The following is a 26,397-nucleotide window of genomic DNA, read 5'->3' as shown; positions in this document are numbered from 1 at the left end:
TCGCCAGCCTCAGATACTGAACATCAGGGCCGTGAGGACGAAGTCGAGCCCCAGCACGGCCAGGCACGCCATCACCACGGTGCGCGTGGTGGCACGCGACACGCCCTCGGGCGTGGGCTTGGCAGTAAAGCCCTGCAGCAGTGCCACAAAGGTGACGGCAACGCCGAACACCACGCTTTTGAGCACCCCGTTGCCCACGTCTTTCCACACGTCAACGCCGCCCTGCGTCTGGCTCCAGAAAGCGCCGGGGTCGATGCCGATCATGAGCACGCCCACGCTCCAGCCACCAATCACCCCCACCGCACTGAACACCGCCGCCAGCAGGGGCATGGTGATCACGCCGGCCCAGAAGCGGGGCGCCAGAATGCGCTGGACGGGGTCCACCGCCATCATTTCCATCGCGCTGAGCTGCTCGCCAGCACGCATCAAACCAATCTCGGCCGTCAGCGACGTGCCCGCCCGCCCCGCAAACAGCAAGGCGGTGACCACGGGCCCCAGCTCCCGCACCAGCGACAGCGTGACCAGAAGACCCAGCGCTTCTGCTGAACCGTAGCGCTGCAGCGTGTAATACCCCTGCAGCCCCAGCACCAGCCCTACAAACAGGCCGGACACTGCGATGATGGCCAGCGAGTAGTTGCCCAGAAAATGCACCTGGTCGCGCACCAGCGAAGGCCGCATGAAGGTGGCACCCACCATCCGCACCAGCCGTACAAAAAGACGCGCGCCCATGCCAATGTCGGCCAGCTTTTGGCGCACGGCAAAACCGACATCGGAGGGGTTGTACCAGCTCACCGTGCACGCCCTCCCACAGGTCCGAAGTCCTGCACCTCGTCAGGGCCAGGGTAATGAAAGGGTACCGGCCCTGTGGGCAAGGCATTGACAAACTGGTGGACCAGGGGGTCCGTGCTGGCACGCACCTCATCTGGCGTGCCCTGAGCAGCCACCACGCCAGCCCCGAGGATGATCACGTGGTCTGCCAGCCGGAAGGTTTCCTCCAGGTCGTGCGAGACCACGATGCTCGTGAGGCCCATGGCATCATTGAGCTGGCGGATCAGCTGCGCCGCCGTACCCAGGGAAATGGGGTCCAGCCCCGCAAAAGGCTCGTCATACATGACCAGCTCCGGGTCCAGCGCAATGGCACGGGCCAGAGCCACCCGCCGGGCCATTCCCCCCGAAATCTCGCTGGGCATGAGATCACGTGCGCCGCGCAGGCCCACGGCATGCAGTTTCATGAGGACCACGTCGCGGATCAGCGCTTCGGAAAGGTCGGTGTGCTCCCTGAGCGGAAAGGCCACATTCTCGAAAACACTCAGGTCAGTGAACAACGCCCCGAACTGGAACAGCATCCCCATCCGGCGGCGGACGGCGTACAAGCCAGACGCATCAAGGCGACCCACGTCCTGCCCATCAAACAGGACTTCACCGCCCGAAGCCCGCTGCTGCCCCCCTATCAGGCGCAGCACCGTGGTCTTGCCCCCACCGGAGGCACCCATCAGCGCCGTGACCTTGCCACGCGGCACGGTCAGCGAAACGTCGCGCAGGATGTCGCGGTCTCCGTAGGAGAACGTGACATTGCGCAGTTCGGCAAGGAGGGAGGGGTCAGGCATGCAAAAAAGATTCAGGATTCCGGGTCATCAGTTACCACACAGTGATTCCTCGGGCCGCAGGAAGCCGCGATGGTAGCTCAAGATGCAAACATACATACATGTATGTTTGCATCTTGAAGCATCTGCATCATGAGATGGATGGTGGCTCAGACGCCATGCAACCCCGGATTGACAGAACCCTCGATTGTGCCAATAAAGATGCGCAGACGTGGAAGGCGGGGCCATCCACCTGGACTGGCGGGCGCGCGCCGGGTCCAGTCGGTGGCCTCGCCCAATAATGCGTCCGCAGCCCCTCCCCTCCCAACTTCCAGGGGCATATCCACCGATCGCCTTACGCCCTGACCAACCCGCCATGAAAAACGGCGCCGCAGCGCCGTTTCGATTGCATGTTCCGCAGCCGATCAGCGCGGCAGATCTGAGTAGCCCATGAGGAACTCATCGACTGCACGCGCGGCCTGACGGCCTTCGCGGATGGCCCAGACGACCAGCGACTGACCACGCCGAATGTCGCCAGCTGCGAACACCTTGGGCACGTTGGTGGCATAACCGCCATCGAAGTCGGTCGTGGCGCGGGCATTGCCCCGGGCATCCTTGTCCACGCCAAAAGCTTCCAGCACGGCAGCCACCGGGCTCACGAAGCCCATGGCCAGCAGCACCAGATCGGCCTTCAGGATCTTCTCAGACCCAGCCACCTCGACCATCTTGCCGTCCTTGAACTCCACACGCACGGTCTTGAGGCCGGTGACCTTGCCCTTTTCGCCGATGAACTCCTTGGTGGAGATGGCGAACTCGCGCTCGCAGCCCTCTTCGTGGCTGGAGCTGGTGCGCAGCTTGATCGGCCAGTAGGGCCAGGTCAGCGGGCGGTTTTCCTCTTCGGGCGGCTGGGGCATCAACTCAAACTGGGTGACGCTCACGGCGCCATGGCGGTTGCTGGTACCCACGCAGTCGCTACCGGTGTCGCCGCCACCAATCACAATGACGTGTTTGCCATCGGCGCGCAGCTGGCCCTTGAGCTTGTCGCCCGCGTTGACCTTGTTCTGCTGCGGCAAGAACTCCATGGCGAAGTGGATGCCGTCGAGGTCACGGCCCGGCACGGGCAGATCGCGCGATTGCTCGGCGCCACCGGTCAGCAGCACGGCATCGAACTCTTTGTTCAACTGCTCGGGCGTGACGGTTTCCTTGGCCCAGTTGGTGACCTTGGAATCTTTGCCCAGTCCGTCCTTGGCGGCGCCCACGAACACGCCGGTGCGAAACACCACGCCTTCGGCTTCCATCTGCTTGACGCGGCGGTCAATGTGCGACTTCTCCATCTTGAAGTCCGGAATGCCGTAGCGCAGCAGCCCGCCCACGCGGTCGTTCTTTTCAAACAGCGTGACGCTGTGGCCAGCGCGCGCGAGTTGCTGTGCTGCCGCCATGCCCGCAGGGCCAGAGCCCACCACGGCCACCTTCTTGCCCGTTTTGTGCTTGGCAACGCGTGGCTGTACCCAGCCCTCCTCCCACGCACGGTCAATGATCGCGTGCTCGATGGACTTGATGCCCACGGCGTCGTCGTTCACATTGAGCACGCAGGCGGCCTCGCAGGGTGCGGGGCAGATGCGGCCGGTGAACTCGGGGAAGTTGTTGGTGCTGTGCAGCACCTCGATCGCGCTCTTCCAGTCCGCGTGGTACACCAGATCGTTGAAGTCCGGAATGATGTTGTTCACCGGGCAGCCGTTGTTGCAGAACGGAGTGCCGCAGTCCATGCAGCGCGCGCCTTGCACCTTGGCCTGGCTTTCATCCAGCCCGATGACAAATTCCTTGTAGTGCTTCAAGCGCTCGGGCACAGGCTTATAGCCCTCTTCGATGCGCTCGTATTCCATGAAGCCGGTAGTTTTTCCCATGACGATGTCCTTGTCTATGAATGCTGTGCGAAAGTGGGTGACGTCGCCTTACTTGGCGGGTGCCACTTCTTTTTTGGTAGCAGCTACCGCTGGTGTAGCGGACTCCTCCAGCACTTTTCGTTCATAAATTTCAGCCAACGCACGCTTGTACTCGGTCGGGAAGACCTTGACGAACTTGCTGCGCGATGCGGCCCAGTTGTCGAGCAGTTCGCGTGCGCGCTTGCTGCCCGTCCAGCGGTTGTGGTCTTCCAGCAGCTTCTTGAGCTGGGCTTCGTCGGTCTGTCCGTTGTGCCAGATCGAGCGTGGCACCGTGGCTTCCTGCTCGGTGGCGGGCAGGATGCGCTCCAGCGTCACCATGGACATGTTGCAGCGGGTGTCGAACTGACCGTCTTCGTCGTACACGTATGCCACGCCGCCGCTCATGCCCGCCGCAAAGTTGCGGCCGGTCTTGCCAAGCACCACCACGGTGCCCCCGGTCATGTATTCGCAACCGTGGTCGCCCGTGCCCTCTACCACTGCGGTGGCGCCCGATAGACGCACGGCGAAACGCTCACCGGCAACGCCGCTGAAGAAGGCTTCGCCCGTGGTGGCGCCGTACATCACGGTGTTGCCAACGATGGTATTGCGCACGGCGTCACCGCGGAAATCGATGCTGGGGCGCACGACCACGCGGCCTCCCGACAGACCCTTGCCCGTGTAGTCGTTGGCGTCGCCGATCAGGTACAGCGTGATGCCGCGCGTGAGGAACGCACCGAACGACTGGCCGCCCGTGCCTTCGAGCTGGATACGGATGCTATCGTCGGGCAGGCCTTCGGGGTGCACGCGGGTGACAGCGCCGGACAGCATGGCGCCGACCGAGCGGTTCACGTTGCGCGCCACCTCGATGAACTGCACGCGCTCGCCCTTTTCAATGGCGGGCTTGCTGCGCTCGATGAGCTTGCGGTCCAGCGTGTGCTCGATGTTGTGGTCCTGCACGTCCACGTGGAAGCGCGGCACATCGGCGGGCACGTTGGGCTGGGCGAACAGGCGGCTGAAGTCCAGGCCACGTGCCTTCCAGTGTTCCAGTCCCTGGCGCATGTCGAGCAGATCGGTGCGGCCGATCAGGTCGTCGAACTTGCGAATGCCCAGTTGGGCCATGATCTGGCGCACTTCTTCGGCGATGAAGAAGAAATAGTTCACCACGTGCTCGGGCTTGCCCGAGAACTTCTTGCGCAGTTCGGGGTCTTGGGTGGCCACGCCCACGGGGCAGGTGTTCAGGTGGCACTTGCGCATCATGATGCAACCTTCCACCACCAGCGGTGCCGTGGCAAAGCCGAACTCGTCAGCGCCCAGCAGTGCGCCGATGGCGACGTCGCGGCCGGTCTTCATCTGGCCGTCGGCCTGCACACGGATGCGGCCGCGCAGGCGGTTGAGCACCAGGGTCTGCTGGGTTTCGGCCAGGCCGATTTCCCACGGACCACCCGCGTGCTTGATGGACGACCAGGGCGAAGCGCCCGTCCCGCCGTCATGCCCCGCGATCACCACGTGATCGCTCTTGCACTTGGCCACGCCTGCGGCGATGGTGCCCACGCCCACTTCAGAGACCAGCTTGACGCTGATGCCAGCGTGTGGTGCCACGTTCTTCAGATCGTGGATCAGCTGGGCCAGATCCTCAATGGAGTAGATGTCGTGGTGCGGCGGGGGCGAGATCAGGCCCACGCCGGGCACGCTGTGGCGCAGCTTGCCGATGTAGTTGGAAACCTTGCCACCCGGCAGCTGACCACCCTCGCCGGGCTTGGCACCCTGGGCCATCTTGATCTGGATCTGGTCGGCCGACGACAGGTATTCGGCCGTGACACCAAAGCGGCCCGAGGCCACCTGCTTGATGCGGCTGCGCAGCGAGTCGCCGTCCTGCAGGGGCAGGTCGACCTCAACGTTCTCGGCACCAATCACGCTCTTGAGCGTATCGCCCTTCTTGATCGGGATGCCCTTGAGTTCGTTGCGGTAGCGTGCGGCGTCCTCACCACCTTCGCCGGTGTTGCTCTTGCCGCCGATGCGGTTCATGGCCACGGCGAGCGTGGCGTGGGCCTCGGTGGAGATGGAACCCAGCGACATGGCGCCCGTGGCGAAGCGCTTGACGATTTCCTTGGCGGGCTCGACTTCGTCGACCGGGATCGCCTTGGCGGGGTCGATCTTGAACTCGAACAGACCGCGCAGCGTCATGTGGCGCTTGCTCTGGTCGTTGATCAGCTGGGCGTATTCTTTGTACGTGTTCCAGTTGTTGGCGCGCGTGCTGTGCTGCAGCTTGGCAATCGCATCGGGCGTCCACATGTGGTCTTCGCCCCGGGCGCGCCAGGCGTATTCGCCACCGGCGTCCAGCATGGTCTCGAGCACGGGGTCGTCACCAAACGCGGCCTTGTGCATGCGGATGGCCTCTTCGGCGATCTCGAACACGCCGATGCCTTCCACGCGGCTGGCGGTGCCGGTGAAGTACTTGCCCACGGTGTCGGTGTTCAGGCCGATGGCCTCGAACAGCTGGGCGCCGCAGTAGCTCATGTAGGTGCTCACGCCCATCTTGGACATGATCTTGGACAGACCCTTGCCGATCGCCTTGACGTAGTTGTAGATGGCCTTGTCGGCCGACAGGTCGCCGCCCAGGTCCTTGTGCATCTCGGCCAGGGTTTCCATGGCCAGGTAGGGATGCACGGCCTCGGCGCCGTAGCCCGCCAGCACGGCAAAGTGGTGCACTTCGCGCGCGGTGCCCGTTTCGACCACGAGGCCGGCCGTGGTGCGCAGGCCCGCTCCCACCAGGTGCTGGTGGATGGCGGACAGCGCCAGCAGCGCAGGGATTGCCACCTGGGTAGCGCTCACGGCGCGGTCGCTCACGATCAGGATGTTGGCGCCGCCCTTGATGGCATCCACAGCCTGCGCGCACAACGAGGCGAGCTTGGCTTCCACCCCCTCACGGCCCCAGTTCAGTGGGTAGGTGATGTCGATGGTCACGCTCTTGAACTTGCCCTGCGTGTACTTTTCGATGTCGCGCAGCTTGGCCATGCCGGCAAAGTCGAGCACGGGCTGGCTCACTTCGAGCCGCATCGGCGGGTTGACCTGGTTGATGTCCAGCAGGTTCGGCTTGGGTCCGATGAAGCTGTTGAGCGACATCACGATGGCTTCGCGGATCGGATCGATCGGCGGGTTCGTCACCTGGGCGAACAGCTGCTTGAAGTAGTTGTACAGCGGCTTGTTCTTGCCCGACAGCACAGCCAGCGGACTGTCATTGCCCATCGAGCCAATGCCCTCTTCACCATTCTTGGCCATGGGCGCCATCAGGAACTTGATGTCTTCCTGCGTGTAACCGAAGGCCTGCTGGCGGTCGAGCAGCGGCAGATCGGCAGGCTGCGGTGCGGCCACTTGCGCGCCCGCGTCAATGCTGTCGAGCTTGATCCGCAGGTTTTCGATCCACTGCTTGTAGGGCTTGGTGTTGACGATGTTGGCTTTTAGTTCGTCGTCGTCGATCATGCGGCCTTGTTCCAGGTCGATCAGGAACATCTTGCCGGGCTGCAGGCGCCACTTGCGCACGATCTTGTTCTCGGGCACAGGCAGCACGCCCGACTCGGAGCCCATGATGACCAGATCGTCATCGGTGATGCAGTAGCGCGAGGGGCGCAGGCCGTTGCGGTCCAGCGTAGCGCCGATCTGGCGTCCGTCGGTGAACACGATGGAGGCGGGGCCGTCCCACGGCTCCAGCATGGCAGCGTGGTATTCATAGAAGGCGCGGCGGCGCTCGTCCATGGTGGTGTGCTGCTCCCAGGGCTCGGGGATCATCATCATCACGGCTTGGCTGATGGGGTAGCCAGCCATGGTCAGCAGTTCGAGGCAGTTGTCGAACGTGGCGGTGTCGGACTGGTCGGCGAAGCTGATGGGGTAGAGCTTTTGCAGGTCGGCCGCGAGCACGGGCGAGGCCATCACGCCTTCGCGGGCCTTCATCCAGTTGTAGTTGCCCTTGACGGTGTTGATTTCACCGTTGTGCGCCACATAGCGGTAGGGGTGGGCCAGCGGCCACTCGGGGAAGGTGTTGGTGGAGAAACGCTGGTGCACCAGACCGATGGCCGAGACGCAGCGCTCGTCGGACAGGTCCTTGTAGTACACGCCCACCTGGTCGGCCAGCAGCAGGCCCTTGTAGACCACCGTGCGGCTGGACATGGAGGGAACGTAGTATTCCTTGCTGTGCTTGAGCTTGAGGGCCTGGATGTTGGCGCTGGCCGTCTTGCGGATCACGTACAGCTTGCGCTCCAGCGCGTCCTGCACGATCACGTCATTGCCACGGCCGATGAACACCTGGCGCAGGATGGGCTCCTTCTTGCGCACAGTGGGGGACATGGGCATGTCCACATTGACCGGCACATCGCGCCAGCCCAGCAGGACCTGGCCTTCGGCCTTGATGGCGCGCTCCATCTCCTGCTCGCAAGCCAAGCGGGAAGCATGCTCCTTGGGCAGAAAGATCATGCCCACACCGTATTCACCAGCCGCTGGCAAGGTCACGCCTTGCTTGGCCATCTCTTCGCGGTACAGAGCGTCAGGGATCTGGATCAGGATGCCGGCGCCGTCGCCCATCAGCGGGTCGGCACCCACCGCGCCACGGTGGTCGATGTTTTCCAGAATCTTCAGCGCCTGCGTCACGATGTCGTGGCGCTTGATGCCCTTGATGTGGGCCACAAACCCGAGGCCGCAGGCGTCGTGTTCGTTACCCGATGAATACAAACCGTGTTGTTGCAGATGCTGGATCTCGGCAGCCGTGGTCATGGCGCACTCCTATATTTTCGCAGGGAGTGGAAGATTAGTGCATTGCAACATCTTTTGGCAAGAAAATTAATTGGGGTCAGATTCTTAATTCACGAGTGAAAATTGAATTTCATTTTTTATTAGGGACATATCAAATTTCATAGCAACTAAATCAATAACATCAAGCGCTAACGCCATATTTATTCAGACGTTTTACGAAGCGCCGGCCTACCGGCTTGTCCCTTGGTTACCCGGCGCGGTGTGTGCTTTTGCAACTCTTGCACAAATTCTGGGTCGCCCAGCGCCCAACCACTGAGTGCGGATGACGTCAGCACAGCCTGCTCCTGCGACCCAATGCCCGCCTGCACCAGCGCGGCGTAAGCCGCCTCGCGCGCAAACGGCGTGTTGCCCAGCGCCCAGTACAAAGCGTGCGGTGTGAGCAAACGGTCATGGCGCAGTCCCAGCCAATGGGCATGGCTGGACCACGGGTAGTCGCCAGGCTGCACCACCTGCCCGGCCCGCACCGGATTCAGATCGAGGTAGATCATGCAAGGCAGGAGATACCGCTCGGGCTGTAGCACCGTGGAACGATAGCGCCCCTCCCACAGGGTGCCCGTACGGGCGTGGCGCCGGTTGAAATACTGCACGTAGCGCCGCCCTACCGCCTGCATCATCTGCGGAAGGCCGTCAGCAGTAGTGGGCGTGGCCAGCAGATGAAAGTGGTTGTCCATCAGCACATAGGCATGCACAGCAACACCAAATTTCTGCGCATTGTCTGCCAGCAGCGAAAGCATGGTCTCGAAGTCTTCGCGGTCCGCGAAGATGCTTTGGCGGTTGTTTCCGCGCTGGATGACGTGGTGCAGATGACCCGGCAGGGTCAGGCGCGGCAGGCGGGCCATGGATGTTGATGGGAGCTAGGGGGAGGATGATCATAAATCCGTCCCCGATTTATTCTCACCCCGGCAACAACGTATGGCGCGACGTCAGTCCTGCACCAATTCCACGGCAACCTGGGTATCGCGAGCCTCCGACTTCAGACCAAAGCGAGCCCCCAGCGCCTTGTCGAGGCCAAACTCTTCCAGAATGGCGCGCAGGCGCTCCGAGGCACTGCGCTTTTTCTGCCCCGTGTAGCGGGCAATGATCAGCTCATTCTTCATGCTGTGCTCCCAGCCTACCAGCTCCGTCACGGTGACCTGGTAGCCACTCGCCTCTAGGTACAGACAGCGCAACACATTGGTGACCTGGCTGCCCAGTTCGCGCGTGTGCAGCGGGTGGCGCCACAGCTCGGCCAAGGGCGTGCGCGACAGCTGCAAGGCCTTGTCCTGCCGCAGGCAGGCGGCCATCTCAGCCTGGCAGCACGGCACCAGCACCATCGCCCGGGCCTGTTTCTGCAGGCCGAAAGCAATGGCATCGTCCGTGGCGGTGTCACAGGCATGCAGGGCGGTGACCACATCGATCCGGGCTGGCAATTCATCTGCGCCGGTGGATTCCGCCACCGACACATTCAGGAACGACATGCGTTCAAAGCCCAGCTTCTGCGCCAGCAGGCGGGATTTGTCCACCAGCTCGGCGCGCGTTTCCACCCCGTAGATGTGCCCATGCCCCAGGGCCTTGAAGTACAGGTCGTACAGGATAAAACCCAGATACGACTTGCCCGCCCCATGGTCTGCGAGCGTCGGCCCCTGGTCGGTGGTGGCAAGCTCCGTGAGCAGCGGCTCGATGAAGTTGAACAGGTGGTAGACCTGCTTGAGCTTGCGCCGCGAGTCCTGATTCAGGCGTCCATCGCGCGTGAGGATGTGCAATTCCTTGAGCAGTTCTATCGACTGGCCCGGCCGCAGTTCGGAAAGCTCCGCAGACTCGGCCTTGGAGGCGGCCGCCTTCGGGCGGGAAGCATGTGGCTGCTGCACGCGGGCTGCAGAGAGGTCTTTGGTCTTTCTCATCATCGAACGTCCTGGTTCGCTTCCGGCAGCGATGGCGTGCCAGCGCTGGGGCCCACATCCAGCGCAGACCAGCCCTGCATGCCCAATGCCTGCAGCACCTCAATATTTCGCTCAAAAATTGTTTCCGCCTCCGGAAACACCTCCACGGCGCGGTCGATGCTCTCCTCCCGCAGCAGATGCAGTGTGGGGTATGGCGAACGGTTGGTGCAATTGGTCACGTCATCCACATCGGTGCCCGCAAACTGAAACTGGGGGTGAAAACTCGCGATCTGCAGCGTGCCGTCGAGCCCCATGGCCTCCAGCAGTGCCTCCGCATCTCCCAGAAAATCGTTGAAATCAAGAAAATCCTGGAGGCAGTGAGGGAGTATCAGCAAGGTGGTGTCCCGCGTTTCGGCAGGGGTCGCCACCAGGGCGGACAGCTCACTGCGCAGAAGAGCCAGCACGTCCGTCAAGTCTTCGGTCAGCGCGACCACGTAGTGAATCTGCCCTTTGACATGAACACCCTTGGCAAAAGGGCACAGGTTGAGCCCGATCACAGCTCGCTCCAGCCAACGGACGGTGTTGCGAACGAACAAATCGGCAGGCTCCGAAGAGACCGCCGAGGCCGTAAAGGGGGGGGAGGAAGTCATGAAACGGGCGCACGGGGCGCGAAGAAGTGCGGGGTTGATTTTACCGGGCGCCCTGCCCGCCCCCACAGCCGCTAGTCGAAAAGCCGCCGTCCCGTCAGGCGCTCATGCTCCCGCGCTGCAAACCGGTCTGTCATGCCCGCAATGAAATCCGCCACAGCCCTTGCCCGCAGCGGGCCGCAATCCACAGAGGCCTGCTCGGCAAACGCCGCCTTCATTTCTTGGGGGGAGGCCGTGTACGCTGCAAACAGGTCGCGCACGACCTCCTGCGCACGTCCCGTGGTCTCCATGACGCGTGGATGGCGGTACAGGTTTTTAAAGAGGAACTGCTTGAGTTCCAGCGAGCGCGCACGCATGGCATCGCCAAACATCACGAGCGACGGCGATTGGCGCACGGCCTGCACATCAGTGGGCGCGTGCCTGGCCAGCGCTGCCTGCGTGGCATCAATCACGTCATAAACCTGCGCGCTGAGCATGCGCCGTATGGCTTCAAACAACAGGCGCCGCTGCAGGAGCGGCTGCACAAGATCCGGGTACTCGGCCTGGGCCGCAGCGCGGTACTGGTCGAACAGGGGCACGTCCTGCAATTGCGCCAGCGTGATCAGCCCAGAGCGCACGCCGTCATCGATGTCGTGCGCGTTGTAGGCGATTTCATCGGCTAGGTTGCACAGCTGCGCCTCCAGGCTGGGCTGCTCCCGGCGCAAAAACCTTGCACCGACGCCACCGGGCTCTTCCCGCTCCAACTGCTGTGCGTGTTGCCTGGAACAGTGCTTGAGCACGCCTTCACGCGTCTCGAAGGTCAAGTTCAGTCCATCGTACTGTGGATAACGCTCCTCCAGCTTGTCCACCACCCGCAAACTCTGCAGGTTGTGCTCAAAGCCCCCGTGCTCCGCCATGCACCCATGCAGCGCATCCTGGCCGGCATGTCCAAACGGCGTGTGCCCAAGATCGTGGGCCAACGAGATCGCTTCCACCAGGTCTTCGTTGATGCGCAAGGAGCGAGCGATGGACCGCCCCAATTGGGCGACCTCCAGCGAGTGCGTCAGGCGTGTGCGAAACAGGTCCCCTTCATGGTTGAGAAAGACCTGCGTCTTGTAGACCAATCGCCGAAATGCAGTGGAGTGCACGATCCGGTCCCGATCACGCTGGTATTCGGTCCGTGTGGGTGCCGGTGTTTCAGGGTAGCGCCGCCCCCTGGTCGCAGCAGGGTGGCAGGCGTACGGGGCCAGGTCAGAGATCGGAATCAAAATTGCCGCCAGTGCTTATCTATAAAGCGCAAATAGCTATACTATTTATAGCAATTGGTGACAAGCACCTTCTAGGCACAACAGGCATCAATCACTTCGCGCACCAGGCTGTCCGGTGCAGCGCGCACTGCCGCCTTGCCCGGGCCATCGATCACGACAAATCGGATCTCACCGGCTTCGGATTTCTTATCGATGCGCATCAGTTCCAAATAACGGCCGGCATTGTCTGCGGCGTCCAGAATGGGCCCCTTGGTGGGCAACCCCGCGCGCTGGATCAGCAGATTCAGGCGGGCCACAAACTCGCCGTCCACCAAGCCAAGCCTGCGAGAAAGCTCTGCCGCCATCACCATGCCGGCACCAACGCCCTCACCATGCAGCCACACGCCATAACCCATGCCAGCTTCAATGGCGTGCCCAAAGGTATGGCCAAAATTGAGGATGGCACGAAGGCCCGTCTCTTTTTCATCCTGGCCGACAACCCAGGCCTTGATCTCGCAACTGCGCCGTACAGCGTGCGCCAGGGCGTCGCGGTCGTGCGCGATCAGGGCATCCATATTCCGTTCCAGCCAATCAAAGAAGGCCATGTCCGAGATTGGTCCGTATTTGATGACCTCTGCAAGACCGGCACTGAACTCACGCGCTGGCAACGTATCGAGCACCGCAAGGTCGCACACCACCAACTGCGGCTGGTAGAACGCGCCAATCATGTTCTTGCCCAAAGGGTGGTTGATGGCCGTCTTGCCGCCCACCGAAGAGTCCACTTGGGCCAGCAGCGTGGTGGGCACCTGCACAAAGGGCACACCCCGCATGTAGCTGGCTGCGGCAAAACCCGTCATGTCACCAACGACCCCGCCGCCCAGCGCAAAGATGGTTGTCTTGCGGTCGCATGCGGTGGACAGCAGCGAATCAAAGATCCGCTGCAATGTTTGCCAGTTTTTGTATTCCTCACCATCCGGCAGTCGCAGCTCATGAATCTGTGGATAGCGCCCAGCAAGCGCAGCCCGCAAAGCCTCTGCGTATAAAGGGGCTACCGTTGTGTTACTCACGATCAGCGCTGTGCTGGCCCGGGGCAAATCTGCGTAGGAAGCGACATTGGCCAAAAGACCACCGCCAATGAGGATGTGATAGCTGCGCTCAGCCAGTTCAATGGTGACTGCTTGATCAAGCATGGGGCATGAAATGTTGTTACACGTAAATTAAAGGGTCGCAAGCCTGCGCCACATTGATTCACCCGATTCTGCCTGGTCGGGCTGCACTCTCAAGAGCTGCAGACAACGGCAACCACAGTAGATCCCAAACGGCCGCTGCAAAGTGTCCTTCGCCACCCAAATTTCCGCGAAAAACCGTCACCAAAGATCCTTTAACTCGTTGATCTATATGTAAATCGGTTTGAACGCTGGGGCGAAATCGGGTTTATCTGTCGAGCTAGGGGGTGCTACATACCCTGATACCCAAGGCGAGGTAGTCGTTGCAGCTGTTGTCGGTGCTCCAAAAACAACGAACCCCGGCAAGCCGGGGTTCGAGAATCATATGTTAGCTAGAACCATTACGGTGGCAACGCTTGCTCCACCTAGAACGCTCGGCATCTCACGGCACCACAGCGCCGCATAGCTGCGTAGGCAGGGCACCATCGACCACAGTAACGCTAAACCTACGAGTCACCGAAGCCGCCCCCTTGGTGGCCGTCACCACGAACTCGCGCCGGCCGCAGTCAGCGACAGTCGGAGCCCCGTTGAGCACCCCCGCCGATCCCGTCGTCCCGGCGGACAGCCATGCGGGCAACCCAGTAAAGGTCCATGTCACATTATCGACGGAGGCGATGAACGAGTAGGTGAAATTGATGCCAACAGGCGTCTCGCCAAGCGAACATACAGTGTTCACGTTGCAATCACCGATGGCAAAGTCTTCCGGCAGGCCCCCCACCACCTTGATGGTGACAGTTGCTGACGCAGCCATCTTGTTTCTATCGACCACCGTAACTGTTGCGCGATAGGTACGCTCCTCTGCTTCTTCACTGGCCTTGCCACTGATCATGCCGGTACTCGCGTCGATTGACAGGCCCGGTGGCAGCCCGGTTGCGGACCAAGTGTACGGCGGCAACCCGCCCTTAACTGTCATGAAAGCGGTGAACGCGATGCCCTTCGTAGCTTCGCCCAAGTTGGCATCCTCCACCGCAGGAAGATCAGTCACTGCAGCAAGCACAGACACCGCCTCAATGGAGGTGATCGGGTCGGTAATACCGTTGCTCACGTTGTTGTCGAAGCGATCGGTTGTCATCTCCATGAAAATGGGCCCGGTCTCCATGCCACTAAGCAGCGAGAAAGTCGCAATCCCACCCACTGAAGGTAACTGCAGAACGCTGCCGCTCTGCGAACCCGCCAGAAGACGTGCACCTTGAGCCGCTTCCGTGCCCGCAAGAATACGAACCTGAACGCTGGCACCCGAGCCACTTGCGACAGGCTGGTTGGCATCATCCATTACAAAAACTTGGATACCCATCTGCCTCAGCAAGCCATTTGCATTGTTTTTAGTACCCAAGTATCCAGGCACCTGCGCTGCCATCCGAACACTAGCCGGTTTTCCGGTAGTACCGCCCACAGAAATTGTCACGCTGGCAGATTTTTGTTGATTGTCACGCGGATCAGTCACAGAGCATGTGATGCGCGCAGTTCCAGCCTGGTCACCAGCATGAAAATGGAAAGAACTTCCACCCGAATTTGCACCGAGAGTAATATTTCGATAGGAATTTGGAATTATTATTTTCCCACCATTCCCATCATCAACTTCCGTTTGATGATCTGGATCGCCATCCAAATAATACAGCGACCCCGAATCCAACCCACCCGCTACATTACAGCCAAAGACATTCTCACCGCCAGGTATCAGCACACTGCCCTTGCGAGCCTCCACATATAGAGATGTGGTATATGGCCGATATGCCCCAATGCCAGGCATAGCGCCTGCAATATTTAACGGCAATTGCGTCTTCTCAGCCCGAAGCGTGATGCTGTAATTTTCCTGCGTCTCGCCCGAGCCACCGCTACCGCCACCACCACATGCCGACAAGATTGCCGCTAACGCAAGGGTTAAAAATTTAACATTTTTCAACATTGCTCATCCATTCAATATAAAATTAGCGAGCCGCAGCACGCTCAGTGAGAACCTTCGGGGTAATGAAAATCAACATTTCTTGCTTATTGGCTTGCTTAGTTTTTGTTTTGAATAAATTGCCTACACCAGGAATATCACCCAAAAACGGAACCTTTGCCTCAGCATCATCCTCGAACAATTCAAAAATTCCGCCAATTACGACCGTACCACCATTTTCAACCAATACTTGTGTTTTAATGTGCTTAGTATTAATAGCTCGCACATTCTGAAGAATCTCACCCGGGCTATCTTTATTTACATCAAGATCCAAGATGATATTACCCTCTGGAGTTATTTGAGGCAGGACCTCCAACTTCAAAACTGCCTTCTTGAACGCTATAACCGTTCCACCATTTGGAGCTGTCACAGGGTATGGGAACTCGGTTCCTTGCTCGATAGATGCTTTGGTTTGATCAGCTGTCACAACACGGGGGCTAGACACAATCTTACCTTTACCGTCTGCCTCCATCGCAGATATTTCAAGATTCAAAAATCTGTTGGCCGCTGAGTTAAAAATCGATATAGCGAAGCTAGCCGGATCGAACCCACCTTGGGCCTGCGCAGGAAGATTAACAAAATTACCCAGAGTATTAGTAGTTCCACCAGCACCAGACGAAGCTACCGCATTGCTATAACTAGTACCAAACGCCATGCTATTGCCGCCACCGATATTGTATCCACCGGTACCGCCACGATTAGCACGCAAATCTGTTCCACCTAGTCGAACGCCCAAGGAGCGCCCGAACGTATCGGATGCCTCAACAATTCTCGCTTCAATCATCACTTGCCGAACAGCAACATCCAAGGTCGAGAGGAGCTGACGCACTTCTTCCAGTTTACTTGCCGTGTCAGTCACAAAAAGCTGATTGGTTCTGGGTTCCGCAATAGCGCTACCTCGCTCCGACAGGAATCTATTTGAAGTCCCCCCCGATGTACCACCGCTTTGGGCCGTCAGTTGAGCGACCATATCAACCGCTTTTGCATAATTCATTTGGAACGCTTGCGTTCGAAGCGGCTCCAGTTTTTGAATAGCTAACGCAGCCTCGTAATCCTTCTTCGTCCTATCATCAATTTCATCTTTAGGCGCAATCCACAACACCGTTCCAGATTTTCGCATCCCCAAGCCTTTGGCCTCCATTATGATTTGAAGCGCTTGATCCCAAGGCACATCTTTGAGACGCAATGTCAGCGAACCAGTGACCGTATCCGAGGTCACAATATTGAAATTGGTAAAATCAGCAATAACTTGCAGAAGAGATCGAACCTCAATATTCTGAAAATTCAGCGAGAGCTTCTCACCACTATATCCAGGGCCTTGTGTTAGCTTATTCAGGTCGACCTTCTTTTGCCGGATTTCAACTACGAACTGGCTATCACTCTGATACGCGCTATGCTCCCAATCACCAATAGGATCGATGGTCATGCGAACCCGCTCACCTTGCTGAACGGTTGTAATAGCTTGCACTGGCGTGCCAAAATCACCCACATCCAAACGCCGACGCAGCCCTTCCGGCAATGAGGATTTTAGGAAATCCACCACCAAGCCTTTTCCCTGCTGACGAATATCAACACCCACTTGGCTTGAAGGAAGCATCACCACCACACGCCCAGAGCCATCCGCGCCTCGTCTGAAGTCAACATCTTTCAGTGTCTGAATATCAGAATTAGCAGGATCAGCAAACACTGGAGCAGACACCGCTTGAGTTGCTGAATTGGCAGACTGCACCGTCCCCAAAGAAATCAGGAGTGATTTCCCTTGAATTTCAGCCTGATAGGAAGTAGATTGCTTAAGATTCAAGACAATTCGGGAGCGGTCACCGGCCTGCACCACATTGACAGACTTAACGTTGCCCTGATTCACTTCAAAAACATTTTTTCCAGTCGCATTGGACGCATCAGGAAAGTCCAAAGCAATGCGAGGAGGCGATTGGATGGAAAATCCTGTGGGCACAGACTTCAGTGGCTCAGAAAAATCAATACGGACTACATCTACACCGTTCTGCACGCTCCCCATTACAGATTGAACTACAACCTGCGCGAACACACTGATGGGTGTCAATACAGCAAATGTGAATCCCACTGCAATTTGACAAATCTTTGATGGATAAATTTTCAGATATTTCATTTCTTGTCCTCTTGCAGATCGAGGGAGGCCGCACGTTCAATCCAATCACCAGTTGCATCTTGAACAATTTCGCGCAACTGAATCGAATTCTCAGTAATTTTCGTTATTCGCCCGTAGTTTTGACCAATATAGTTTCCAACTCGCACTTGATAAAGTAGCTTATCAACTTTCAATAGTGCAGTCGGCGCACCCTTTTTATCAAGACTGCCTACCATCGCCATTACATCCAGCGGATAAGACTCCAGAGGCTCCTTTCGCCTGGCCATCTCTGGGGCAATCAAAGCAGCGTTAGAGGCAGACTGGGTAGACTCCCGTCTCAACGCCTGTGTTAACTTTATAGAATTGAACGGCTCAACCCCTGAATCCATTGCATAAGTTTGGGGTAAAAATTGCTTGGGCTCAGTCAAAGGGGTTACCTTGGGCTTGGTTGTTGCCCGCAACTCCGACATCCACTGACGCAATTCGTCGTCACCCGAAGAACCACAACCGGACAAGCCAAGAGCAACCACTATTAATGAAATCAGTCTATGTGACGTCATTTTTTGCCGCCCTTCGCCACCTGCTTTTGAGCCTGAATTTCCTCAGAATCGAGGTACCTAAACGTACGGGCTGTGGCCTCCATAGTTAACGCAGCCCCACCCTTCTCCTTCCCCAATGGGGCAATGGAAATATTGTTTAAGGTAACAATTCGAGACAAATGCGCAATATCAGATGCAAACGATCCCATATCGTGATATTTTCCAGTCACACGAACTTGGATAGGCAATTCAGCATAATACTCTTTAACCACCACTTGGCCTGGTCGAAACAAATCAAACTGCAAACTTCTTCCAAGCCCCGCTTGATTGATATCAGAGAGCAACGCTGCCATCTCGGCCTTGCTTGGCAGTTGCTTTTCCAGTTGAATAACGTACTGCTGGACCTGTTCTCGTTGACGCTTTAAAGCCTCCAAACTCACAGCTTTAGTCAATTTTGCTTGATAGTCTTGACGCAGGGTTTGCTCTTTAGCGATCTCTGTTTCAAGTTCGACTTCATACTCATTGATCTTGGCAAACCAAAGAACAGCAGCCACCGCAATGGAGATAAAAAGACACAACAGGATCTTTGGAGCTACGGGCCACAATGAGGGATCTTTGGGATCCAAATTCCGAAATTGCCGAGAAATACTCTCCTGCAAGGCAGAGAAATCAATATCTTTTTTTGATTTTTTTGCCATGTTTATTTCCCAATCGCGGCGCTAGCCGAGTCTTTGGCTTTTTGCACTTCACCGGTACGCATCAGCCGGAAACGCAAATTGAACGTGGACACTCGACGCTGGTCTCTGGACGACAAAGCAATATTGCTCGCCACAATTTCCACCAACTCCGGCTTTGACAGCCAAGGGGTGTTATCGGTCAAATTCCGAAGCATTTCAGAAACACGCTCGTTGGACTGGGCAACCCCCTGCATAGCGATTACTTGTTCAGTTTGCTTAATGCTTGTCACATACGCGCCTTCCGGTATCTGACGCACAAGCTCATTGAGCAAGTGAACAGGGAGATTTCGATCTGACTGAAGATCTTCCACAGCCTTCTGCCTAGCCCGCAAAGCCGCAATTTCGTCTTCTATGGTGGCAATTTCCTTGATTTGTTCTTCAAGGACCTTAATTTCACTCTGAAGAAAAGCATTTCGCTCTTGCTGGGCGGTGATCATCATTTGAAACCACCAATACACTGCCCCAGCGATTGCCAGACCAATCAGAAATGATGCAAACATCGTCGCCTGAAAGGCTTCCTTCCGACGTTTGCGCGCAGCTTCCCGGTGCGGAAGTAAATTGATCAGAATCACTGCAGGAACCTCCGCATGGCCAGACCGCACGAGGTCAGATAGGACGGCGCCTCACGCACCATTTTTTTCAAACGAACGGAACTTCCGATTTCCATACCGTCAAAAGGATTGACTGCGCTGCACGCAAAGCCGGTCTGCTGGGTAACAGCCTCTGTCAGGCCTGGCAGTGGCGCGGAGCCACCTGCAAGCATGATGTGATCAACACGGTTATGGGGTGTACTGGTGAAGAAAAACTGCAAAGCTCGACCTATCTCCTGGGCCATGCTGTCTACAAACGGCCGCAGCACAGCCGATTGGTAGTCTTCTGGGAGGTCACCATTTCGCTTTTTACTTTCCGCCTCTTCCACTGAGAAACCGTATTGACGGACGATCAATTGGGTCAGCTGCGCTCCTCCAAAAGCTTGGTCCCGGTCATAAAGAACTTCTTCGTTGCGGATAACCTGCATGCTGGTGGTAAGTGCTCCCACCTCAAAAAGCGCAACCATTGCGTCGACGCCTTTCTTGGGCAAGGCCTCAATGAGACGCCCCGCAGCCAATCGGGAGGCATGGGATTCAATGTCCACCACTACCGGCTTGAGGCCTGCAGCCTCTGCCAAACCTTGGCGGTCTTGGACCTTCTCTCGCCGAGATGCGGCAATGAGAACATCGACGTCCCCCGGCGCATTTTTGCTGGGGCCGATGACGCAGAAGTCCAAACTCACTTCGTCGAGCGAGAAAGGAATGTACTGATTGGCCTCCGACTCGACTTGAACCTCAAGCTCTTGTTCTGTCATGCCCCCTGGCAGCGTAATCTTCTTGGTGATGACGGCCGATGGCGGCAGTGCCAAGGCGACGTTCTTCGTGCGCGTTCCACTTTTTTTGACCAAGCGGCGCAGTGCGTCCGCAACTTCGTCGAATTTTTCGATGTTGCCATCCGTGATCCAGCCACGCTCCAGCGGTTCGATCGCGCAACGCTCCAGAACCAAGCCGCCTGCCTTATCGCGCCCAAGCTCCACCAGTTTGACACTGGAGGAACTGATGTCGATTCCCAGCAGCGGCGGAGACTGGCGACTGAACAAAGACCCCATTGAGCTCAAGATTGGTCCCCTGTAACTTGCCAAAATGAGGCAACAAAACTTAACACTTCACATGAATGCTATCAGTAAGATAGTTCTCCAGCAAAGATTTTTCCCCGCGTAACACTTGCGGAGCGTTGCCAAAAGCAGACGAATTTAGCCGCCCTTGCAACACCGTTTGGCAACGATGACGCACCTTTGGGCAGACGGGCACGGGCCGGGCATTGTGATTTTCAGTGGGGTGCAGCGGACATTTTTATAATGGGCCGTCTTACCCCTCCGGAGCGATATGCCGCCCTCTTCATCGAAGTCCTCTGACAAGCAGGACTCTCCTTCCGCTCCCTCCCGCCCCACTTGGCTCCGTTGGCTGGTGCGCGCCACTCTTTGGATGGTGGGCCTGGCGACTGCGGCCGCCGTGGGATTGGCTCTGACCATTGCAGTGGCGCTGGCGGTGGCCTATCCGAACCTGCCGGACATCTCTGATCTCGCTGACTATCGCCCCAAGTTGCCTTTGCGCGTTTACTCTGCCGAAGGCGCTTTGCTGGGCGAATTCGGCGAGGAGCGCCGCAACCTCACCCCCATTGGTGAAATCCCGAAGGTCATGAAGGACGCGGTATTGGCCATTGAAGATGCCCGCTTCTTCCAGCATGGCGGCGTTGACTACAAAGGCGTAATTCGCGCAGCCTTGGCTAATCTTGGCCGGGTAAAAAGCCAGGGCGCCTCTACTATCACAATGCAGGTGGCGCGGAATGTTTACCTCTCGTCAGAGAAAACATTTACACGCAAAATTTACGAAATCTTACTGACATTCAAACTCGAGCATTTACTGACCAAAGATCAGATTCTTGAGATTTACATGAATCAGATTTATTTGGGCAATCGCGCCTATGGATTCGCTGCGGCGTCAGAAGCCTATTTTGGCAAGCCCCTGAAATCGGTGTCCGTGGCTGAGGCGGCCATGCTTGCAGGTCTGCCCAAAGCGCCCTCTGCGTACAACCCCATCAGCAACCCCAAGCGGGCTCGCTCCAGGCAGCTTTACATCATTGAGCGCATGGAGGAAAACGGCTTCATCACCGCCGAGCAGGCGACAGATGCCAAGAAAGAAGAACTCAAGATCCGTACCGGCCCGGACAGTACCCGGATTCATGCAGAGTACGTGGCCGAGATGGCGCGCCAGCTGATCTTCACGCAGTATGGCAACGAGGCCTACACACGCGGGCTCAACGTCTACACGACACTTAACGCTGCGGAACAAGAGGCTGCGTATGCGGCGCTGCGCCGAGGCATCATGGACTACGAACGACGCCAGCAGTACCGCGGCCCGGAAAAGTTCGTGGTGTTGCCGACGGCGGCCCAGGAGGTGGAAGACGCCATTGACGACGCGCTGGCCAACCACCCGGACAACGGCGACGTCCTTTCTGCCGTGGTTCTGGAGGCCTCGCCGCGCAAGATCGTTGCGGCCCGCGCGAACGGCGACACACTGGAAATCACCGGCGATGGACTGAAGCCCGCACAGTCCGGCCTGAGTGACAAGGCCGCGCCCAACATCAAGATCCGCCGTGGAGCAGTGATCCGGGTGGTGAAAACACCCAAGAACGCCTGGGAAATTACACAGCTTCCCGAAGTCGAAGGCGCCCTGGTGGCACTGGACCCGCGCACTGGAGCCATCCGGGCGCTGGTCGGCGGATTTGATTTCGACAAGAACAAGTTCAACCACGCCGCACAGGCATGGCGCCAACCCGGGTCGAGCTTCAAACCCTTCATCTACTCAGCGGCACTGGAGAAAGGGTTCACGCCCGCAACGGTCATCAACGACGCCCCTCTGTTCTTTGATGCAGGGGTGACCGGTGGCCAACCATGGGAGCCCAAGAACTACGATGGCAAGTACGACGGCCCCATGAGCATGCGCACGGGACTGGCCAAGTCCAAGAACATGATCTCGATCCGCATCTTGCAGGCCGTCGGGCCGAAGACCGCGCAGGAGTGGGTATCCCGCTTTGGCTTCGATGCTGAAAAGCACCCGGCCTACCTCACCATGGCGTTGGGCGCGGGCTCCGTCACACCCCTGCAAATGGCTACGGCCTATTCCGTCTTTGCCAACGGCGGATACCGCGTGAACCCCTGGCTGATCACCAAGGTCACCGACCACAAGGGCCGTGTCATCTCTGAAACGACTCCGCCGGTCACCGGCGAACAACCGCGTGCCATTGACGCCCGCAACGCCTTCGTGATGAACAGCCTGCTGCAAGAGGTCACGCGCTCCGGTACCGCAGCGCGGGCGCAAGCTACGCTGAAGCGGCCAGACCTCTACGGAAAAACCGGGACCACCAACGATTCTGTGGACGCATGGTTTGCCGGATATCAACCCACGATCGCTGCAGTGACCTGGATTGGCTACGACACGCCGCGTAACCTGGGAAGCCGCGAAACAGGGGGCGGCCTCAGCCTGCCGGTATGGATCAATTTCATGGAACGTGCACTCAAGGGTGTCCCCGTCATGGAGCCCACAGTGCCCGCCGGCGTGGTCAATGTAGGCGGGGAATGGTTCTACGACGAGTACGCGCGCAACAGCGGTATCCCAAGTGTGGGTCTCGATGACCGATCCGCATCACCCGCTGTGGCTCCACAAGCGCCACCGCCCACCGAAGAGCGAAACCGCATCCTGGACCTGTTCCGCAACTGATGGCGTTGCGGACGCTCTTCCATCTACCTGAGAGACGTGAGCCACCCAGGAGGGTGGCTCAAGCTGAAAACTGCAGTGGCAAACCCGCTTGGGCGGCTGCGTCGCGGCTCAGGCAGTCAAAGAACTCGCCTGCTCCTTTGGTGTCCTGCCAGGCTTGGCCGTCAAACCGGTAGTGGTAACCACCGGACCGCGCGGCCATCCACACCTCGTGCAGAGGTTTTTGCAGATTGATGACGATCTGGCTACGGTTGGGGAACGTCAATGTCACCATGCCCCCGGAGCGCTGGGCGTCCACATCGGCATCGGTCGCATCGTTGATGCGATCGCAGCTGCGCTCGACGGCAAGCAGCAGTTTTTCGGCGTGGTCCATGAATTCGAGGTCGGTCATTACAATTTACGCATGTTGAAAGCTTCCCAAATTCTAGTCAGGACGCTTGTCCTTGCTGCCAGTGCGGCAGCCCTTGCAGGTTGCGGTCAACGGGGCCCCCTGTATTTGCCCAGCAGTCCGGCAGCTGCGCAGCGTGCGACCCTGCCCCAGACCTTGACCCCCGGCGTCGGTACCGCCAGCCCTGCGCAGCCCCCCGCAGCTTCAGCGTCAGCGCCGCGCTGAAAAGCGGCAGAAGGACCGGGACAACGGTTCTGATCACCAATACCACCAGGGCACTTGATTTCTATCAAGGACGTCTCAGAGGGTCAATCGTACAGTTCGTGCTTTATTGCACCGCAGGATGGCCATGGCCCTCGAACTCTACCGCGACAAGAACCATGCTTGTCTGATGTTCACCGACCTCATCGAAGAAGACGGTCAGGCCGTTCAGGCCAACCAGTTTCTGATCGTGGACGACGACACCGGCGCCATCATCGACCCCGGTGGCAACCTGGCCTTCAACGAGCTGTTCATGGGGATGACCAAGCACTTCCCACCGCACAAGCTGTCGTACCTGATCGCTTCGCATGCAGACCCAGACATCATTGCCTCGCTGGATCGCTGGATGACCAGCACCAAGGCCGACCTGGTGATCTCACGCGTCTGGGAACGTTTTGCGCCCCACTTCACCAAGGTAGGCAAGACGGAAAATCGCGTCATCGGTGTGCCCGACAGTGGGGGGCATCTGCCCCTGGGCCGCCATGAACTGGTGCTGCTGCCTGCGCACTTCATGCACTCCGAGGGCAACTTTCACTTCTACGACCCGGTCAGCCGCATCCTGTTCACCGGCGACCTGGGGGTGTCGATGATGTCGGGCGCCGAGGCTCGTGTGCCGGTGACCGACCTCAAGGCTCACATCCCGCGCATGGAGGGATTTCACCGCCGCTATATGGTGTCCAACAAGATCCTGCGGCTCTGGGTCCGCATGGCACGGCAACTTGATATCGCCATGCTGGTGCCACAGCACGGCGCGCCCATCATGGGCAAGCAGGCGATCAGCGATTTCTTCAGCTGGATCGAGAACCTCATGTGTGGCATCGACCTGTTTGACGATCGGGCGTACCAGATTCCCACCGGTTACATCGATCCTGTGACCCGGCAGATGCGCGCGGCACCGGCGCGGTAGCCGCAGGTCTTGGAATTTCAGGCTAAATTTGCTGCTGGCGCTTTACCATCAAGCTCCAGCAGCTATTATTTATATAGCAAATAATTCCACAAGCACAGCGCTACGACGTGCGGGCGGCTTGGGATGCCTTGGCCCCCGCCGTACCCTGGGTTGGCCGACGCTTGCGCAGCCGGTGCCACAGCCGCCAGCCCAGCAAAGCTGACAAAACCGCCGCATACACCGCCACCTCGCCAAAATCATTCTTGCCAGCGCGCATCCAGAAGAAGTGCAGGATGGCCAGGCCCGCCACTGCGTATACGCTGCGGTGCAGCGCCTGCCAGCGCTTTGCGCCCAAAGCCTTGATCGCGCGGTTGAACGATGTGGCGGCAAGCAGCGTGAGCACCAGCAGCGCCAGAGACCCGACCAGGATGAAAGGCCGCTTGATGATGTCGCGCACGATGTCGGTCCCATCAAAACCCATGTCGAACCAGGCGTAGCTCAGCAGGTGCAGCAGGCCGTAGAAAAACACGAACAGGCCCAGCATGCGCCGAAAGCGCGCAAGCTGGGGCGTGGAAGTCACCACGCGCAGCGGCGTAACGGCCAGCACCAGACAGAGCGCGCGCAGCGTCCAGTCACCCGTGGCGCGGATCAGGGCCTCGGCCGGATTGGCGCCCAGCTGATTGGCCGCCGCAGCGTAGACCAGCCACGCCAACGGAAGCAGGCACAGTGCAAAGATCACGGGCTTGGCGGCAGAATGGAGGAAGAGTTTGCGCATGGTGATCCGCGCCCCTCTTCTGCCGCTTTACCTACACGTCAAGCGGAGAAAAAAGGCGAATGAAGATCAGTAGAACTTCTTGAGGTCCATGCCCGCGTACAGCTGCCCCACCTGGGCTTCATAGCCGTTGAACATGAGCGTCTTGCGCTTTTTGGCAAACAGGCCATCTTCGCCAATGCGTCGCTCGGTGGCCTGGCTCCAGCGAGGGTGGTCCACCTCAGGGTTCACGTTTGAGTAAAAGCCGTATTCCTGCTTGGCCGCCTTGTTCCATGCCGTGCCGGGTTCTTTCTCGACAAAGCGGATCTTGACAATGCTTTTGGCGCTCTTGAAGCCGTACTTCCACGGCACCACCAGGCGAACAGGCGCCCCGTTCTGGTTGGGCAGCACTTCGCCATACATGCCAAAAGCCAGCAGTGTGAGAGGGTTCATTGCCTCGTCCATGCGCAGGCCTTCCACATAGGGCCAGTCGAGCACGCGCGATCCGACAAAAGGCATGGTGGCCTTGTCGGCCAGCGTCACAAATTCCACATACTTGGCGCTACCCTGGGGCTCCACACGCTTGATCAGTTCGGCCAGCGAATAGCCCACCCAGGGGATGACCATGGACCAGCCCTCCACACAGCGCAGGCGGTAGATGCGCTCCTCCTGTGCGCTGAGCTTGATCAGGTCTTCGATGCCGTATTTACCCGGCTTCTTGACCAGCCCTTCCACTTCCACCGTCCAGGGCGTGGTCTTGAGTGTGTGGGCGTTGCGCGCGGGGTCGGCCTTGTCGGTGCCGAATTCGTAGAAGTTGTTGTAGGTGCTTGCGTCTTTGTAGTCAGTGAGCTTTTCCATTGTGACCGCGCCCGCCACGGTGGACTTGGCACCCGCCAGCGCAGCCAGCTTGTTGGGCCGCACCACCTGCGCCTGCTGCGCCAGCGCCTCGCGGCCTGCCCAGGCCGCCATCGCGGCACCTGCAGCGCCGCCCGCCATGAGCTTGAGCATCTGGCGCCGGTCTTCGTAGACCGCGCGGGGTGTGATTTCGGAGGAGTGGGGGTGGTTGAAACCCGAATCGCGCGAAGGGATCAGCATGGGGAGGCTCCGGTCATGGTCTTGTGGAAACAGCTGCAACAGTAGAGCAGCACAACTGTTAGTTCGTTCCCTAGACCGCGCAGGTTACACCGAAGACGCAATAGTTGTCGGCCCCACC

Annotated in this window: 21 protein-coding genes; 3 read left to right on the top strand and 18 right to left on the bottom strand. The window is 58.7% G+C overall.

Going from position 1 to position 26,397, the window contains the following annotated elements:
- Positions 1 to 9 precede the first annotated feature (9 nt).
- From mlaE to ACT89O_RS05205, 15 genes are all read right to left on the bottom strand, one after another.
- A complete protein-coding gene (mlaE, locus tag ACT89O_RS05275; protein WP_055399256.1) occupies positions 10 to 792 on the bottom strand; it encodes a lipid asymmetry maintenance ABC transporter permease subunit MlaE in 783 nt (260 codons plus the stop codon).
- Complete coding sequence (locus ACT89O_RS05270) at positions 789 to 1,607, bottom strand: ABC transporter ATP-binding protein (protein ID WP_121422427.1); 819 nt, start codon at positions 1,605 to 1,607, stop codon at positions 789 to 791. Before ACT89O_RS05270 ends, mlaE begins: the two co-directional genes overlap by 4 nt.
- A gap of 401 nt (positions 1,608 to 2,008) precedes the next feature.
- Positions 2,009 to 3,487 carry a glutamate synthase subunit beta gene (locus tag ACT89O_RS05265; protein WP_176888461.1) on the bottom strand — a complete coding sequence of 493 codons (1,479 nt, stop codon included), beginning with the start codon at positions 3,485 to 3,487 and terminating at the stop codon, positions 2,009 to 2,011.
- 48 nt (positions 3,488 to 3,535) lie between these two features.
- Complete coding sequence (locus ACT89O_RS05260) at positions 3,536 to 8,269, bottom strand: glutamate synthase-related protein (RefSeq protein WP_487262034.1); 4,734 nt, start codon at positions 8,267 to 8,269, stop codon at positions 3,536 to 3,538.
- Between the two features lie 179 nt (positions 8,270 to 8,448).
- Positions 8,449 to 9,147 carry a transposase gene (locus tag ACT89O_RS05255; RefSeq protein WP_487262033.1) on the bottom strand — a complete coding sequence of 233 codons (699 nt, stop codon included), beginning with the start codon at positions 9,145 to 9,147 and terminating at the stop codon, positions 8,449 to 8,451.
- Between the two features lie 84 nt (positions 9,148 to 9,231).
- Positions 9,232 to 10,188, bottom strand: a complete 957-nt coding sequence (locus ACT89O_RS05250; protein ID WP_487262032.1) for a class I SAM-dependent methyltransferase — start codon at positions 10,186 to 10,188, stop codon at positions 9,232 to 9,234.
- On the bottom strand, positions 10,188 to 10,817 hold the full coding sequence (locus ACT89O_RS05245; protein WP_487262031.1) for a DUF1415 domain-containing protein: 630 nt from the start codon (positions 10,815 to 10,817) through the stop codon (positions 10,188 to 10,190). Before ACT89O_RS05245 ends, ACT89O_RS05250 begins: the two co-directional genes overlap by 1 nt.
- A 71-nt stretch (positions 10,818 to 10,888) precedes the next feature.
- Positions 10,889 to 12,058, bottom strand: coding sequence for a deoxyguanosinetriphosphate triphosphohydrolase (locus ACT89O_RS05240; protein WP_228898903.1), 1,170 nt, complete (start codon positions 12,056 to 12,058; stop codon positions 10,889 to 10,891).
- A gap of 74 nt (positions 12,059 to 12,132) precedes the next feature.
- Positions 12,133 to 13,230, bottom strand: a complete 1,098-nt coding sequence (aroB, locus tag ACT89O_RS05235; protein ID WP_487262030.1) for a 3-dehydroquinate synthase — start codon at positions 13,228 to 13,230, stop codon at positions 12,133 to 12,135.
- 418 nt (positions 13,231 to 13,648) lie between these two features.
- A complete protein-coding gene (locus tag ACT89O_RS05230) occupies positions 13,649 to 15,172 on the bottom strand; it encodes a putative Ig domain-containing protein (protein WP_487262029.1) in 1,524 nt (507 codons plus the stop codon).
- 22 nt (positions 15,173 to 15,194) lie between these two features.
- Positions 15,195 to 17,336: a type IV pilus secretin PilQ gene (locus ACT89O_RS05225; RefSeq protein WP_487262028.1), complete on the bottom strand. Its 2,142-nt coding sequence runs from the start codon at positions 17,334 to 17,336 to the stop codon at positions 15,195 to 15,197.
- Positions 17,333 to 17,875 carry a pilus assembly protein PilP gene (locus ACT89O_RS05220; RefSeq protein WP_487262027.1) on the bottom strand — a complete coding sequence of 181 codons (543 nt, stop codon included), beginning with the start codon at positions 17,873 to 17,875 and terminating at the stop codon, positions 17,333 to 17,335. Before ACT89O_RS05220 ends, ACT89O_RS05225 begins: the two co-directional genes overlap by 4 nt.
- On the bottom strand, positions 17,872 to 18,552 hold the full coding sequence (locus ACT89O_RS05215) for a type IV pilus inner membrane component PilO (protein WP_487262026.1): 681 nt from the start codon (positions 18,550 to 18,552) through the stop codon (positions 17,872 to 17,874). The genes ACT89O_RS05220 and ACT89O_RS05215 overlap by 4 nt, the downstream gene beginning before the upstream one ends.
- A 2-nt stretch (positions 18,553 to 18,554) precedes the next feature.
- Positions 18,555 to 19,163 carry a PilN domain-containing protein gene (locus ACT89O_RS05210; RefSeq protein WP_176888442.1) on the bottom strand — a complete coding sequence of 203 codons (609 nt, stop codon included), beginning with the start codon at positions 19,161 to 19,163 and terminating at the stop codon, positions 18,555 to 18,557.
- Positions 19,160 to 20,239, bottom strand: a complete 1,080-nt coding sequence (locus ACT89O_RS05205) for a pilus assembly protein PilM (RefSeq protein WP_055399276.1) — start codon at positions 20,237 to 20,239, stop codon at positions 19,160 to 19,162. Before ACT89O_RS05205 ends, ACT89O_RS05210 begins: the two co-directional genes overlap by 4 nt.
- Before the next feature lie 268 nt (positions 20,240 to 20,507).
- Here ACT89O_RS05205 and ACT89O_RS05200 point away from each other — a divergent pair, with 268 nt between their 5' ends.
- A complete protein-coding gene (locus ACT89O_RS05200; RefSeq protein ID WP_487262025.1) occupies positions 20,508 to 22,901 on the top strand; it encodes a penicillin-binding protein 1A in 2,394 nt (797 codons plus the stop codon).
- A 58-nt stretch (positions 22,902 to 22,959) separates the two neighbouring features.
- Here the strand turns inward: ACT89O_RS05200 and cyaY are convergent, their stop codons facing one another.
- The gene (gene cyaY / locus ACT89O_RS05195; RefSeq protein WP_055399280.1) at positions 22,960 to 23,289 is read right to left on the bottom strand and encodes an iron donor protein CyaY; all 330 of its coding nucleotides are present in this window, start codon (positions 23,287 to 23,289) and stop codon (positions 22,960 to 22,962) included.
- 12 nt (positions 23,290 to 23,301) lie between these two features.
- Between cyaY and lptM the strand changes: the two genes are divergently transcribed.
- Positions 23,302 to 23,511 (top strand): LPS translocon maturation chaperone LptM, encoded by a 210-nt coding sequence (lptM, locus tag ACT89O_RS05190; protein WP_121507458.1) that lies wholly within the window; start codon positions 23,302 to 23,304, stop codon positions 23,509 to 23,511.
- A 124-nt stretch (positions 23,512 to 23,635) separates the two neighbouring features.
- A complete protein-coding gene (locus ACT89O_RS05185) occupies positions 23,636 to 24,454 on the top strand; it encodes an oxygen-binding di-iron domain-containing protein (protein WP_055399379.1) in 819 nt (272 codons plus the stop codon).
- A 100-nt stretch (positions 24,455 to 24,554) separates the two neighbouring features.
- Here ACT89O_RS05185 and ACT89O_RS05180 read toward each other — a convergent pair whose 3' ends face one another.
- Both ACT89O_RS05180 and msrP read right to left on the bottom strand, forming a co-directional pair.
- Positions 24,555 to 25,208 (bottom strand): protein-methionine-sulfoxide reductase heme-binding subunit MsrQ, encoded by a 654-nt coding sequence (locus ACT89O_RS05180; RefSeq protein WP_487262024.1) that lies wholly within the window; start codon positions 25,206 to 25,208, stop codon positions 24,555 to 24,557.
- A 66-nt stretch (positions 25,209 to 25,274) separates the two neighbouring features.
- Complete coding sequence (gene msrP, locus ACT89O_RS05175) at positions 25,275 to 26,279, bottom strand: protein-methionine-sulfoxide reductase catalytic subunit MsrP (RefSeq protein ID WP_055399284.1); 1,005 nt, start codon at positions 26,277 to 26,279, stop codon at positions 25,275 to 25,277.
- Between the last annotated feature and the right edge of the window lie 118 nt (positions 26,280 to 26,397).

It is taken from the genome of Acidovorax sp. NN32, assembly GCF_057597245.1.
This window is presented reverse-complemented; position numbering and strand designations above follow the sequence as displayed.

Coding starts and splice junctions, on each gene's coding strand:
- ACT89O_RS05270 (WP_121422427.1), bottom strand. CDS start 1,607: ATGCCTGACCCCTCCCTCCTTGCCGAACTGCGCAATGTCACGTTCTCC.
- ACT89O_RS05265 (WP_176888461.1), bottom strand. CDS start 3,487: ATGGGAAAAACTACCGGCTTCATGGAATACGAGCGCATCGAAGAGGGC.
- ACT89O_RS05260 (WP_487262034.1), bottom strand. CDS start 8,269: ATGACCACGGCTGCCGAGATCCAGCATCTGCAACAACACGGTTTGTAT.
- ACT89O_RS05255 (WP_487262033.1), bottom strand. CDS start 9,147: ATGGCCCGCCTGCCGCGCCTGACCCTGCCGGGTCATCTGCACCACGTC.
- ACT89O_RS05250 (WP_487262032.1), bottom strand. CDS start 10,188: ATGAGAAAGACCAAAGACCTCTCTGCAGCCCGCGTGCAGCAGCCACAT.
- ACT89O_RS05245 (WP_487262031.1), bottom strand. CDS start 10,817: ATGACTTCCTCCCCCCCCTTTACGGCCTCGGCGGTCTCTTCGGAGCCT.
- aroB (WP_487262030.1), bottom strand. CDS start 13,230: ATGCTTGATCAAGCAGTCACCATTGAACTGGCTGAGCGCAGCTATCAC.
- ACT89O_RS05230 (WP_487262029.1), bottom strand. CDS start 15,172: ATGTTGAAAAATGTTAAATTTTTAACCCTTGCGTTAGCGGCAATCTTG.
- ACT89O_RS05225 (WP_487262028.1), bottom strand. CDS start 17,336: ATGAAATATCTGAAAATTTATCCATCAAAGATTTGTCAAATTGCAGTG.
- ACT89O_RS05220 (WP_487262027.1), bottom strand. CDS start 17,875: ATGACGTCACATAGACTGATTTCATTAATAGTGGTTGCTCTTGGCTTG.
- ACT89O_RS05215 (WP_487262026.1), bottom strand. CDS start 18,552: ATGGCAAAAAAATCAAAAAAAGATATTGATTTCTCTGCCTTGCAGGAG.
- ACT89O_RS05200 (WP_487262025.1), top strand. CDS start 20,508: ATGCCGCCCTCTTCATCGAAGTCCTCTGACAAGCAGGACTCTCCTTCC.
- cyaY (WP_055399280.1), bottom strand. CDS start 23,289: ATGACCGACCTCGAATTCATGGACCACGCCGAAAAACTGCTGCTTGCC.
- lptM (WP_121507458.1), top strand. CDS start 23,302: ATGTTGAAAGCTTCCCAAATTCTAGTCAGGACGCTTGTCCTTGCTGCC.
- ACT89O_RS05185 (WP_055399379.1), top strand. CDS start 23,636: ATGGCCCTCGAACTCTACCGCGACAAGAACCATGCTTGTCTGATGTTC.
- ACT89O_RS05180 (WP_487262024.1), bottom strand. CDS start 25,208: ATGCGCAAACTCTTCCTCCATTCTGCCGCCAAGCCCGTGATCTTTGCA.
- msrP (WP_055399284.1), bottom strand. CDS start 26,279: ATGCTGATCCCTTCGCGCGATTCGGGTTTCAACCACCCCCACTCCTCC.